12 protein-coding genes and 1 tRNA gene are annotated in these 12919 nt (G+C 72.2%); 9 read left to right on the forward strand and 4 right to left on the reverse strand.

Annotation, left to right across the window (positions count from 1 at the left end):
• Positions 1-19 precede the first annotated feature (19 nt).
• A complete protein-coding gene (locus ACMATS_RS30590) occupies positions 20-1498 on the forward strand; it encodes an MFS transporter (RefSeq protein WP_414169725.1) in 1479 nt (492 codons plus the stop codon).
• Here the strand turns inward: ACMATS_RS30590 and ACMATS_RS30595 are convergent.
• Positions 1482-2702 carry a beta-ketoacyl-[acyl-carrier-protein] synthase family protein gene (locus ACMATS_RS30595; protein WP_414169726.1) on the reverse strand — a complete coding sequence of 407 codons (1221 nt, stop codon included), beginning with the start codon at positions 2700-2702 and terminating at the stop codon, positions 1482-1484. The genes ACMATS_RS30590 and ACMATS_RS30595 overlap by 17 nt on opposite strands.
• A 209-nt stretch (positions 2703-2911) precedes the next feature.
• On the opposite strand from ACMATS_RS30595, the gene argC reads away from it, so the two are divergent.
• From argC to ACMATS_RS30625, 6 genes are read left to right on the forward strand one after another with little or no spacing between them, the layout of a single operon-like run.
• The gene (gene argC, locus ACMATS_RS30600) at positions 2912-3940 is read left to right on the forward strand and encodes an N-acetyl-gamma-glutamyl-phosphate reductase (RefSeq protein ID WP_414169727.1); all 1029 of its coding nucleotides are present in this window, start codon (positions 2912-2914) and stop codon (positions 3938-3940) included.
• The gene (locus ACMATS_RS30605; protein ID WP_255316257.1) at positions 3937-4062 is read left to right on the forward strand and encodes a hypothetical protein; all 126 of its coding nucleotides are present in this window, start codon (positions 3937-3939) and stop codon (positions 4060-4062) included. Before argC ends, ACMATS_RS30605 begins: the two co-directional genes overlap by 4 nt.
• A complete protein-coding gene (argJ, locus tag ACMATS_RS30610) occupies positions 4059-5210 on the forward strand; it encodes a bifunctional glutamate N-acetyltransferase/amino-acid acetyltransferase ArgJ (RefSeq protein WP_414169728.1) in 1152 nt (383 codons plus the stop codon). The genes ACMATS_RS30605 and argJ overlap by 4 nt, the downstream gene beginning before the upstream one ends.
• Entirely contained in the window at positions 5207-6115 is a 909-nt protein-coding gene (gene argB / locus ACMATS_RS30615; protein WP_390779006.1) for an acetylglutamate kinase, read from the forward strand. Before argJ ends, argB begins: the two co-directional genes overlap by 4 nt.
• The gene (locus tag ACMATS_RS30620) at positions 6112-7293 is read left to right on the forward strand and encodes an acetylornithine transaminase (RefSeq protein WP_391154278.1); all 1182 of its coding nucleotides are present in this window, start codon (positions 6112-6114) and stop codon (positions 7291-7293) included. The genes argB and ACMATS_RS30620 overlap by 4 nt, the downstream gene beginning before the upstream one ends.
• 19 nt (positions 7294-7312) lie before the next feature.
• Complete coding sequence (locus ACMATS_RS30625) at positions 7313-7861, forward strand: arginine repressor (RefSeq protein WP_336414301.1); 549 nt, start codon at positions 7313-7315, stop codon at positions 7859-7861.
• A 99-nt stretch (positions 7862-7960) separates the two neighbouring features.
• Here ACMATS_RS30625 and ACMATS_RS30630 read toward each other — a convergent pair.
• The 3 genes from ACMATS_RS30630 to ACMATS_RS30640 form a co-directional block, all read right to left on the reverse strand.
• A tRNA-Pro gene (locus tag ACMATS_RS30630) sits at positions 7961-8034 on the reverse strand.
• Positions 8035-8115: 81 nt separating this feature from the next.
• Positions 8116-9351 carry a HEAT repeat domain-containing protein gene (locus ACMATS_RS30635; RefSeq protein ID WP_414169729.1) on the reverse strand — a complete coding sequence of 412 codons (1236 nt, stop codon included), beginning with the start codon at positions 9349-9351 and terminating at the stop codon, positions 8116-8118.
• A gap of 106 nt (positions 9352-9457) precedes the next feature.
• On the reverse strand, positions 9458-10000 hold the full coding sequence (locus ACMATS_RS30640; protein ID WP_171085893.1) for a Uma2 family endonuclease: 543 nt from the start codon (positions 9998-10000) through the stop codon (positions 9458-9460).
• A 178-nt stretch (positions 10001-10178) separates the two neighbouring features.
• On the opposite strand from ACMATS_RS30640, the gene ACMATS_RS30645 reads away from it, so the two are divergent.
• Together ACMATS_RS30645 and argH are read left to right on the forward strand one after the other, a co-directional pair.
• Positions 10179-11375, forward strand: coding sequence for an argininosuccinate synthase (locus tag ACMATS_RS30645; RefSeq protein ID WP_390779009.1), 1197 nt, complete (start codon positions 10179-10181; stop codon positions 11373-11375).
• Between the two features lie 75 nt (positions 11376-11450).
• Entirely contained in the window at positions 11451-12902 is a 1452-nt protein-coding gene (argH, locus tag ACMATS_RS30650) for an argininosuccinate lyase (RefSeq protein ID WP_414169730.1), read from the forward strand.
• Positions 12903-12919: the final 17 nt, after the last annotated feature.

Raw genomic sequence — 12919 nt, forward strand, 5'->3', positions numbered from 1 at the left:
TGCCGCGCACCATGAACGGGTGATCGACAGCAAACACCGCAACACCGCGCTCCTGGTCGCAGGATGCTTCTTCCTGGAGAACCTCGACGGCACGATCGTGTCGACCGGCGCACCCCGGATGGGTGCCGCACTGGGCGTCGCACCGACGGCGATCGGCCTGGTGGTGACGGCCTATCTGGTCACGCTGGCGGTCCTGATACCGCTCAGCGGCTGGCTGGCCGCCCGCTTCGGCCCCCGGCGCGTCTTCCTCACGGCCATCGCCGTCTTCACCGCGGCCTCGCTGGCCTGCGCGCTGAGTACGAGCCTCGGATGGCTCGTGGCCATGCGGGTCGTGCAGGGCGCCGGGGGAGCGATGATGGTGCCGGTGGGCCGGCTGATGGTGGTGTCGGGGGTGGACAAGCCGGACATACCCCGGCTCATCTCGTACGTCGTCTGGCCCGGTCTGGTGGCACCGGTGATCGCGCCGCTGCTGGGCGGACTGATCACCACGTGTGCGAGCTGGCCCTGGATGTTCCTCGTCAACATCCCGCTCGGGGCAGTGGCGTTCGCCGTCGCGTGGCGCCTGGTCGACGACGGGCCGGGCCGTGCGGCTCCGCCGCGGCTGGACCGGACCGGTGTCCTGCTGACGTCCACGGGGCTGGGTGCGCTGACCTGGACAGCCCATCTGTTGTCGGACCGGCACGCGCAGGGGACGCCCGTGGCCGTCTTCGGCGTGCTGTCCGTGGCGCTGCTGGCCGCTGCGGCACGGCACTTGCTGCGCACCGAGCACCCGCTCGTCGACCTGCGCACCCTGCGGATCCCGGCCTTCCGGGCGTCGGTGTCCGGCGGCTCCCTGTTCTGGATCACTGTCGCGGCGGTCCCGTTCGTGCTGCCGCTGCTCTTCCAGGAGGCCTTCGGCTGGAGCGCGGTGAAGTCGGGAGCGATGGTGCTGTTCGTCTTCGTCGGCAACATAGGCATCAAGCCGGCGACGACCCGGCTCCTCCAACGGTTCGGCTTCCGGCCCCTGTTGGTGACCGCCGCGGCGGGCGTCGTCGCGACGACGGTCCTCTGCGGGTTCCTCACCGCCGGCACGCCGATCGCACTGATCGCCGCTCTCGCGGTGGTGAGCGGCGCCGCACGCTCGCTGGGGCTGACGTGCTACCAGGTCATCGCCTTCGCGGACGTCCCGCAGGAGCGGATGGGCCACGCGAACACCCTCCAGTCGACGGCCCAGCAGGCCGCCGCCGGGCTGGGCGTGGCGGCGGCCACGGTGGCCCTCCGGGCGGGGGAGTGGGTACGGCCGGGGTCCGCGTACGCGGTGGCCTTCTGCCTGCTGGCGCTGGTGTCGGTGGGGGCGCTGGTGGGCGCGGTGCGCATGCACCCGGGAGCGGGTGGCGCGGTGGTGGGTGGGGCGCCGCGGTCCCGCCCTCGGGTTGCGCCCCCTCAGGGGCGCGGGGAACTGCGCGACCGGCCACAACCGGCCCGCACTCGCAATGACACCGTCACCCCACCCGCGTGAACACCAGCGACGCATTGTGCCCGCCGAACCCGAACGCGTTGGCCAACGCAGCCTCGTACCGCCCCGGTCGCGGCTCCCCGGCCACTACGTCCAGCTTCACCTCGGGATCCAGCGCCTCAAGGTTCCGCACCGCCGGAACCACCCCGTCCCGCACCGCCAGGATCGCCGCCAGCGCCCCCACGGCCCCCGCCGCCCCGAACAGATGGCCCGTCATCGACTTCGTCGCGGTCACGGCCGCGTGCAGCCCGACCGCCTCGGCCACCGACTCGGCCTCCACCAGGTCGCCCTGCGGCGTGGACGTCGCGTGCGCGTGCACCACCCCGACATCGCGCGGGGAGACCCCCGCACTCTCCAACGCGCCCCGCATCGCCCGCACCTGCCCCTCGGGATGCGCCGCGGTGATGTGGAACGCGTCCGACGTCACCCCGGCCCCGGCCAGCCCCGCATGTGCCCGCGCGGCCCGTGCCGCGGCGAACCCGGCCCGTTCCAGGACGACCACCACGGCGCCCTCGCCGATGACGAACCCGTCCCGGTCCACGTCGAACGGCCGCGAGGCCCGCCCCGGTTCGTCGTTGCGCGTCGAGTGCGCCTTGGCCTGGGCGAAGCCGGCCAGCGGCAGCGGGTGGACACAGGCCTCGGTGCCGCCCGCCACCACCACGTCCGCCCGCCCGAGGCGGATCAGGTCCAGGCCCATGGCGATCGCCTCGGCCCCGGACGCGCACGCGCTCACCGGCGTGTGGGCGCCGCCCCGCGCCCCGAGCTCGATGCTGACCCAGGCCGCGGGACCGTTCGCCATCAGCATGGGAACGGTGTGCGGGGACACCTTCCGCACCCCCGAGGCCTCCAGGACGTCGTCCTGGCCGAGCAGCGTCAGCGCACCCCCGGTGCCGGTGCCGATCACCACGGCCAGCCGCTCCGGGTCGACCTCCGGGCGCCCCGCGTCCGCCCACGCCTCGCGCGCGGCGACGAGCGCGATCTGCTCGCAGCGGTCCATGCGGCGGGCCTGCACCCGGTCCAGCACCTCGGCCGGTTCGGTCTTCAGCCGTCCCGCGATCCGGACGGGCAGCTGCTGCGCCCAGTCCTCCTCGATCGCGCGGATGCCCGACTCCCCGGCCAGCATCCCGGCCCAGGTCGAGGCGACGTCCCCGCCCAGCGGCGTCGTGGCCCCGAGACCGGTGACCACCACGTCCTCCATGCCGTTCATCTGCAACCCCCTTTGTTGTGGTCGAACAACTCGCCAACGACTCTGCCAGCGCAGATGCGCACGGCGAATGCCGTGATCCACGGAGACGGGCTGCCGGGATTTGGAGGGTTCGGCCATCGACGCGGCCGTATCCGCACACCTATTCCAGGTATTGCATAAACGTGCAGCTCTCCGTATAGTCATGCCAACCCAGGAGGAGGGACGGACCCATGGCGATACGCGCGGCGGTGGCCGGAGCGAGCGGATATGCAGGCGGCGAAGTGCTGCGCCTGCTCCTCGCGCACCCCGGCGTCCGCATCGGCGCCCTGACCGGGAACTCCAACGCCGGCCAGCCCCTCGGGGCCCTGCAGCCGCACCTGTCGCCGCTGGCGGACCGGGTGCTGGAGCCCACCACGACCGCCGCGCTCGCCGGGCACGACGTCGTCTTCCTCGCCCTGCCCCACGGGCAGTCCGCCGCCGTCGCCGCGGAACTCGGCGACGAGACGCTGGTCGTCGACTGCGGCGCGGACTTCCGGCTCACCGACGCGGCGCAGTGGGAACGCTTCTACGGTTCCCCGCACGCCGGCACCTGGCCGTACGGTCTGCCCGAACTGCCGGGCGCGCGCGAGGCGTTGCGCGGCACCCGCCGGATCGCCGTGCCCGGCTGCTACCCGACCGCCGTCTCGCTCGCGCTCTTCCCCGCGTACGCGGCCGGGCTCGCCGAGCCCGAGGCCGTGGTCGTCGCCGCCTCCGGCACGTCCGGCGCGGGCAAGGCGGCCAAGCCGCACCTGCTCGGCAGCGAGGTCATGGGCTCGATGAGCCCGTACGGCGTCGGCGGCGGCCACCGGCACACCCCCGAGATGATCCAGAACCTCTCCGCCGTCGCAGGGGAGCGGGTCGGCGTCTCCTTCACCCCCACCCTGGCGCCCATGCCCCGCGGCATCCTCGCCACCTGCAGCGCCAAGGCCCGCCCGGGCGTGACCGCCGAGGCCCTGCGCGCGGCGTACGAGAAGGCCTTCGAGGGCGAGCCGTTCGTCCGCCTGCTGCCCGCGGGCCAGTGGCCGGCCACCGGCGCCGTCCTCGGCTCCAACACCGCGCTGGTGCAGGCCGTCCTCGACGAGGACGCGTCCCGCATCGTCGTGGTGAGCACCATCGACAACCTCACCAAGGGCACCGCGGGCGGCGCCGTGCAGAGCATGAACCTCGCCCTCGGCCTCCCCGAGGACCTGGGCCTGCCGGCCACGGGGGTGGCGCCATGAGCGTGCGCAAGATCGTCGCCACCGTCCTCGCGCGGCTGGCGCCGTGCGAGACCCCGGCCCGCCCCCGGCGTGCCGTCCACCGGGACCCGTCCCCCCAGGAAGCCGACAAGGAGATGCAGTGAGCGTCACCGCAGCACAGGGATTCACGGCGGCGGGCATCGCCGCAGGGATCAAGGAGAGCGGCAGCCCCGACCTGGCCCTGGTGGTGAACGAGGGCCCCCGCCGGGCCGCTGCCGGCGTCTTCACCGCCAACCGCGTCAAGGCCGCGCCCGTCCTGTGGTCCCAGCAGGTCCTCAAGGGCGGCGAGGTCTCCGCCGTCGTCCTCAACTCCGGCGGCGCCAACGCCTGCACCGGCCCGGCGGGCTTCCAGGACACGCACGCCACCGCGGAGAAGGCCGCCGAGGTGCTCGGCCACAACGCGGGCGAGATCGCTGTCGCCTCCACCGGCCTGATCGGCGTCCGGCTGCCGATGGACAAGCTGCTGCCCGGCATCGAGAAGGCCGCCGCCGCGCTGTCCCCGCACGGCGGCGAGAAGGCGGCCATCGCCATCAAGACCACCGACACCGTCCACAAGACCGCCTTCGCCCAGGGCGAGGGATGGACGGTGGGCGGCATGGCCAAGGGCGCCGGCATGCTCGCCCCGGGCCTGGCCACCATGCTCGTCGTGCTGACCACCGACGCCGACGTCGACGCCGCCGGCCTGGACGAGGCGCTGCGCACCGCCACCCGCACCACCTTCGACCGGGTCGACTCCGACGGCTGCATGTCCACCAACGACACCGTGCTGCTGCTCTCCTCGGGCGCCTCCGGCGTCGCCCCGGACCCGGCGGCCTTCGCCGAGGCCGTCCGGACCGTCTGCGACGACCTGGCGCGCCAGCTCATCGGGGACGCGGAGGGCGCCAGCAAGGACATCCGCATCGAGGTCGTCGGCGCGGCCACCGAGGACGACGCCGTCGAGGTGGGCCGGTCCATCGCCCGCAACAACCTCCTCAAGTGCGCCATCCACGGCGAGGACCCCAACTGGGGCCGGGTGCTCTCCGCCATCGGCACCACCTCGGCCGCCTTCGACCCGGACAGGCTGAACGTCGCCATCAACGGCGTATGGGTCTGCAAGAACGGCTCGGTCGGCGAGGACCGCGACCTGGTGGACATGCGCTACCGGGAGGTCCGCATCACCGCCGATCTCGCCGAGGGCACGGAGTCCGCCGTGATCTGGGCCAACGACCTCACCGCCGACTACGTCCACGAGAACAGCGCCTACTCCTCATGAGCACCCCGACCCGCAAGCACACCGCCCTGCCCAAGGCGCAGACCCTCGTCGAGGCGCTGCCCTGGCTGACGCGCCATCACGGCAAGACCGTCGTCATCAAGTTCGGCGGCAACGCCATGGTCGACGACGAGCTCAAGGCGGCCTTCGCGAAGGACGTCGTCTTCCTGCGGCACGCCGGGCTGCGCCCGGTCGTCGTGCACGGCGGCGGCCCGCAGATCAGCGCCGCCCTGGAACGGATGGGCCTGGAGTCGGAGTTCAAGGCCGGGCTGCGGGTGACCACGCCCGAGGCCATGGACGTCGTGCGCATGGTGCTCGCCGGACAGGTCCAGCGAGAGCTGGTCGGGCTGCTCAACCAGCACGGCCCGCTGGCCGTCGGCCTCACCGGCGAGGACGCCGGGACCATGACCGCCGTCAAGCACTTCGCGGAGCTGAACGGCGAGCGCATCGACATCGGCCGCGTCGGCGAGATCACCCACATCGACACCGGCGCCATCGAGACGTTGCTGGACGACGGCCGCATCCCCGTCGTCTCCTCCGTCGCCCGCAGCGGCGACGACGGCCATGTCTACAACGTCAACGCCGACACGGCCGCGGCCGCCCTCGCCGCCGCGCTGGGCGCGGAGACGCTGATGGTCCTGACGGACGTGGAGGGCCTGTACGAGGACTGGCCGCACAGCGACGAGGTCATCAGCAAGCTCACCGCGAGCGAACTGGAGGCGCTGCTGCCGCAGCTGGCCAGCGGCATGGTGCCCAAGATGCAGGGGTGCCTGCACGCCGTCCGCAACGGCGTCACCACCGCCCGCGTGATAGACGGGCGGGTCCAGCACTCGATCCTGCTGGAGATCTTTACGGATGAAGGCATCGGCACGATGGTCGTGCCGGACACGGAGGAGGGGCAGGCGTGACCAACGACGAGCTCACCCGGCGCTGGCAGGGCGCCCTGATGGGCAACTACGGCACCCCGCGCATCCCCCTCGTGCGCGGCGCGGGCCCGGCGGTGTGGGACGCCGACGGCAAGCGCTACCTGGACTTCGTGGGCGGCATCGCCGTCAACGCCCTCGGCCATGCGCACCCCGCGGTCGTCCGGGCGGTGACCGGGCAGATCGCGACCCTCGGCCACGTCTCCAACCTCTTCACCGCCGAGCCCACCGTCGCCCTCGCCGAGCGGCTGCTCGCCCTCGCGGGCCGTCCCGGGCGCGTCTACTTCTCCAACTCCGGTGCGGAGGCGGTCGAGGCGGCGTTCAAGATCGGGCGGCGCACGGGCCGGACGCACATGGTCTCGGCCGCCGGGGGCTTCCACGGCCGCACCATGGGCGCCCTCGCCCTGACCGGCCAGCCCGCGAAGCAGGAGCCGTTCCTGCCGCTGCCGGGGGACGTCACCCACGTCCCGTACGGGGACGCCGAGGCGCTGCGCGCGGCGGTCACGACGGAGACGGCGATGGTGATCCTGGAACCGCTCCAGGGCGAGAACGGCGTCGTCGTCCCGCCGCCCGGCTATCTGGCCGCCGCCCGCGAGATCACCCGGGCCACGGGGACCCTGCTCGTCCTGGACGAGATCCAGACAGGTATCGGCCGTACCGGGTACTGGTTCGACCACCTTGGGCACGGGATCGAACCGGATGTGATCACCCTTGCCAAGGGCCTGGGCGGCGGACTGCCCATCGGCGCCACCGTCGCCTTCGGCACCGCGGCCGACCTGCTGACGGCAGGTCAGCACGGCTCGACCTTCGGCGGGAACCCGGTCGCCTGCGCGGCCGCCCTGGCCGTCCTCGACACCCTGGAGACGGACGGGATCCTCGACCGCGTCAAGCACACGGGCGCCCTGCTGCGTGACGGGATCGCTGCGCTCGACCACCCGCTCGTCGACCACGTCCGTGGTGCGGGCCTGCTGCTGGGTATTGTCCTGTCCGAGCCCCTCGCACCGACGGTGCAGCAGGCTGCACAGGAAGCCGGCCTCCTGGTGAACGCGGTCGCACCCGACGTGGTGCGCCTCGCACCTCCGCTGATCATCACCGAGGATGACGTGGAGACGTTCCTCCAGGCCCTGCCCGGTGTCCTGGACGCCGCACGAGGAACGAGATGATCCGGAGACTGACGTAAAGATGCCCGAGGCGCAGGAGACCGAGCCGTTCCACGCCGGCGGCGGACCGGCCGTGCCGCAGACCCGCACCGCACGCCACCGCAGGATCGTCGACATCCTCGGCCGGCAGCCGGTGCGCTCGCAGAGCCAGCTGGCCAAGCTGCTCGCCGACGACGGCCTCTCCGTCACCCAGGCCACGCTCTCGCGCGACCTCGACGAGCTGGGCGCGGTCAAGATCCGCAACACCGGCGGCGAACTGATCTACGCGGTCCCCTCCGAGGGCGGCGACCGCACCCCCCGCGCCCCCCTCGGCGAATCCGCCTCGGAGGCCCGCATGGGCCGCCTGGCCGCCGAACTCCTCATCTCGGCCGAGGCCTCCGCCAACCTGGTCGTCCTGCGCACCCCGCCGGGCGCGGCCCAGTTCTTCGCCTCGGCCATCGACCAGGCGGGCGTCCACGAGATCATCGGCACGATCGCGGGCGACGACACGCTCCTGCTGATCAGCCGGGATCCGAGTGGGGGGCAGGCGCTGGCGGACCATCTGCTGAGGTTGGCGCAGAAGGAGCGGTGAGGGGGCGGGGGCGCCGGGGTCCGGCGCCCCTCTGCCGCTGTCTGCCGGACATGCGAAGGGCCGCCGAGGAAGAATCCTCGGCGGCCCTTCGCCACCGTGTCGGGACGGCGGGATTTGAACCCACGACCCCTTGACCCCCAGTCAAGTGCGCTACCAAGCTGCGCCACGTCCCGGTGCCCGTTCCCTCCGGGTTGTTCCCGGTGGGGCGTGCAGAAAGAAAATATCCTGTTCCGCCCCGTGATCCAAATCCGGGGTCAGCGGGATGCCTGCAGGTACCAGTGCAGCACGGTCACCTTCCGCTCGCCGATGGTCGCGGCGGCACTGTCGAGCTGCGCGTCCAGCCGGGCGCGGTCCTCGTCGGCAAGGGCCCGGTACCCCGCCGCCGCGTCGGCCGGAGCCCAGCGGGCGAGGGAGGTGCGGGCGGCCGCGCGCAGGGTGGGGTGGGGGTCGTCCAGCAGGTCGAGGAAGCAGCGGAGCCGGGCCATGGAGCGGTGCGCGGACAGCAGGCGGAAGGACGCCTTCCGTACGTGGTCGGGGCGGTCGGCTGTCAGGCGTTCCCGCAGCCACGCCTCGGGGAGGCGGTCGGCGGAGGGCGTGAGGCTGACGGCGGCCTCGCGGACCACGGCCCCCGACGGGTCGTCCAGCAGCGGCATCAGCTGTTCCGGGTCGTCCGCACCCAGTGCACGCAAGGCCGCGACCGCCCGCGTCCGTACCCCCGGCCGCGGGTGCGCGAGCAGTGGCCGGAGCAGCGCGGCGTCCGCGCGAGTGCCGCACTCGCCGAGGCCGGCGACGGCGCCGGGGGAGGCGCACGCGGTGCGGTAGTACGGCACCGGGTCGATGCCGTGCTGCCGCAGCACCCAACGCGCGCAGGCCCGTACGAGACCGGAGCGGTCGGCGAGGAAGGCGCTGGCCCGCCCGGTGTCGCCGGTGCGGTTGAGCGCGGTCACGCCGGCCGCGCGGATGCGGGACTGGCGGGAGCCGAGGAGCGGCTCGATGATCTGGTCGTCCTGCGGCGTGGCGGCGAGCGCCGCGTTCGCGCAGAGGTCCTGGACGACGATGTCGCTGTCGGCGGCCGCGATCTCCGCGAGGCGGGCGGGGGAGAACCGCCCCTGTTCGACGGCGATCCGGTGCCCGAGGCGCCGGGCGGACCTGTCCTTGCAGGTCAACAGGGCGTCGACGGCGCCGGGTTCCCGTGCCGCCGCCACCACGAGTTCGTGGGCGAAGCCGCCGTGCTGCCGTTGCGCGGTGCGCAGGGCGACGGCGGTGACCGCGGCCAGTATTTCGAGGCGCGTGTCGGGCAGTGCGCTGCGGAGCAGCTCCCGCGCCTGCTCGCGTACCGGGGCCACCCAGTCCGCGCAACGGATGGTGACGAGGGGGAGGAGGGCGGCGGCGCCGGGGGCGGCCTGGCGTATGTGGCCGTTGGGGTTGCAGAGGGCTATGGCCGGCGACGACTCGCCTTCGGTGTCGGGGAGGACCCACAGCCGGCGCACGGCGGGGTCGAGGGCGACCCAGTCCTCGGCCGTGGCGATGTCCGACGGGAGCGCGCGTCCGGACCGGGCGGCTTCGGCGGCTATGTGGCCAGGCCGGTCCGGCTGTTCAGTTCCAGCGCTTGAACTTGTCTGTCGGGATCTCAACCTTGCTGCCGTCCGCCAGGTTGAGAGTCACTGTCGCGCCGTACGTAAACTTTCGGCAGCTGGTGTACTCGTCACCCTCAGGGAGGCTGAGCAGGTGGCATACGCCTTCGAACGGGTCGACGATGAGGTAGGCCGGGACGCCGAAGCGGGCGTACTGCCGCACCTTGATCTCGTAGTCGTTGGCATCCTGCTTCGTGGAGACAACTTCGACGGCAGCCAACAAGGCCTCGTGTGAGTAGGGCTTCTCTGCCCCCTCTTCCATGATTGCGACGTCAGGGCAGCGTGGCGCCTCACCCGGGAATCGGATCAAGACGTCGGCCAGGAATCGGTCCTCGTCGATACCGCTGTCCTCGATGGCATTGAGGATGCGGCGGACCGTCCACCCCTGAATGTCGCTCTGCGGCGTCATGACGATCCGGTCCCCCACAGCCTCGATCTTGAAGCCCTCGAACACTGCCGCGGCGCGCTCGATGGTCTCCCGCAGGAAGTCGTCCTGCACGGTCATGGCAACCTCCCCTGCTCGGACTCGTCGATAGTCGCATCGTAGAACGCCCGGCCGACACCCACACCCGAACGATTCACCCCCCCGAGCTATTGACGAAACATACGGCGCACTGCATAGTTATGCCTACCAGCGCATGAGAGCAGCAGAACGCAGCGCACTGCACCGTAAGGAGAACCCCGTGACCGAGCGCGTCGTACTCGCCTATTCCGGCGGCCTTGACACCTCCGTCGCCATCGGCTGGATCGCCGAGGAGACGGGCGCCGAGGTCATCGCCGTCGCCGTGGACGTCGGCCAGGGCGGCGAGGACCTGGACGTCATCCGCAAGCGCGCGCTCGCCTGTGGTGCGGTCGAGGCCGAGGTCGCGGACGCCAAGGACGAGTTCGCCGAGGAGTACTGCCTCCCGGCGATCAAGGCCAATGCGCTGTACATGGACAAGTACCCGCTCGTCTCCGCCCTGTCGCGGCCCACGATCGTCAAGCACCTGGTGGCTGCCGCCGAGAAGCACGGCGCGAGCGTCGTCGCCCACGGCTGCACCGGCAAGGGCAACGACCAGGTGCGGTTCGAGGCCGGCATCTCCTCGCTCGCCCCGCAGCTGAAGTGCATCGCCCCGGTCCGGGACTACGCGATGACGCGGGACAAGGCCATCGCCTTCTGCGAGGCCAAGGGCCTGCCGATCGCGACGACCAAGAAGTCGCCGTACTCCATCGACCAGAACGTCTTCGGCCGGGCCGTCGAGACCGGCTTCCTCGAGGACATCTGGAACGCCCCGATCGAGGACGTCTACGACTACACGGCGAACCCGGCCACCCCCCGGGAGGCCGACGAGGTCGTCATCACCTTCGCGCAGGGCGTCCCGGTCGCGATCGACGGCAAGCCCGTCACCGTGCTCCAGGCCATCCAGCAGCTCAACGAGCGGGCCGGCGCCCAGGGCGTGGGCCGGCTGGACATGGTCGAGGACCGGCTGGTCGGCATCAAGTCCCGCGAGGTCTACGAGGCGCCGGGCGCCATCGCTCTGATCACCGCGCACCAGGAGCTGGAGGCCGTCACCGTCGAGCGGGAGCTCGCCCGGTTCAAGCGGCAGGTCGAGCAGCGGTGGACCGAGCTCGTCTACGACGGCCTGTGGTTCTCCCCGCTCAAGCGGGCCCTGGACGGCTTCATCGCCGAGGCCAACGAGCACGTCTCCGGCGACATCCGGATGACGCTGCACGGCGGCCGGGCCGTGGTCACGGGCCGGAAGTCCGAGCAGTCGCTCTACGACTTCAACCTCGCCACCTACGACACCGGCGACACCTTCGACCAGTCGATGTCGAAGGGCTTCATCGAGATCTTCGGGCTCTCCTCGAAGATCGCCGCGAAGCGTGACCTGGCCCTGTAGGCCGCGGTTGCACTGACGACCGACGACCATCCCCCGCCCCGGCGCTGGGCGGGGGCAGACGAGGAGCAACCGACGATGACCACCGGAACGCAGGACCAGGACCCCGCCGGAGGCGTACGGCTCTGGGGTGGCCGGTTCGCCGACGGGCCGGCCGAGGCCCTCGCCAAGCTCTCCGCCTCCGTCCACTTCGACTGGCGGCTCGCCCCGTACGACATCGCCGGCTCCCGCGCCCACGCCCGCGTCCTGCACAAGGCCGGGCTGCTCAGCGCAGGCGAGCTCCAGCGGATGACCGAGGGCCTCGGACTGCTGGAGGCCGACGTCGCCGCGGGGACGTTCACCGGCACCGTCGCCGACGAGGACGTGCACACCGCCCTGGAGCGCGGCCTGCTGGAGCGGCTCGGTCCGGAGCTCGGCGGCAAGCTGCGCGCCGGGCGGTCCCGGAACGACCAGGTGGCCACGCTCTTCCGGATGTACCTGCGCGACCACGCGCGGATCATCGGCGGGCTCATCGCCGACCTCCAGGAGGCGCTGGTCGGGCTGGCCGAGACGCACCCCGACGTGGCCATGCCCGGGCGGACGCACCTGCAGCACGCCCAGCCCGTGCTCTTCGCGCACCACGTCCTCGCCCACGTGCACGCCCTCGGGCGGGACGCGGAGCGGCTGCGGCAGTGGGACGAGCGCACGGCGGTCTCCCCGTACGGCTCGGGGGCGCTGGCCGGTTCCTCCCTCGGGCTGGACCCGGAGGCGGTCGCCGCCGACCTCGGCTTCGAGCGCGGCAGCTCCGGCAACTCCATCGACGGCACGGCCTCGCGGGACTTCGCCGCCGAGTTCGCCTTCATCACGGCGATGATCGGCATCGACCTGTCCCGGCTCGCGGAAGAGGTGATCATCTGGAACACGAAGGAGTTCTCCTTCGTGACGCTCCACGACGCCTTCTCCACCGGTTCCTCGATCATGCCGCAGAAGAAGAACCCGGACATCGCCGAGCTGGCGCGCGGCAAGTCCGGCAGGCTGATCGGCAATCTGGCCGGGCTGCTGGCCACGCTCAAGGCCCTCCCGCTCGCGTACAACCGCGACCTGCAGGAGGACAAGGAGCCGGTCTTCGACTCCTGCGACCAGCTGGAGGTCCTGCTCCCGGCCTTCACCGGGATGATGGCGACCCTCACGGTCAACCGGGCGCGCATGGAGGAGCTGGCCCCGGCCGGCTTCTCGCTGGCCACCGACATCGCGGAGTGGCTGGTCAAGCAGGGCGTGCCGTTCCGGGTGGCGCACGAGGTCGCGGGTGCCTGCGTCAAGGAGTGCGAGGCGCAGGGCATCGAGCTGGACGACCTCACGGACCAGCAGTTCGCCGCGATCTCGCCGCACCTGACGCCCGAGGTCCGCTCGGTCCTGACGGTGCCGGGCGCCCTCGCCTCCCGCAACGGCCGCGGCGGCACTGCTCCGTCGGCCGTGGTGGCCCAGCTGCAGGAGGTCAAGGCGGACCTGGCCGTGCAGCGGGAGTGGGCGGACGCCAAACGCGCCCAATAATGAGACATCGATAACCC

Origin of the sequence: Streptoverticillium reticulum (assembly GCF_047456005.1) — a bacterium.
GTDB classification, from domain to species: domain Bacteria; phylum Actinomycetota; class Actinomycetes; order Streptomycetales; family Streptomycetaceae; genus Streptomyces; species Streptomyces reticulum.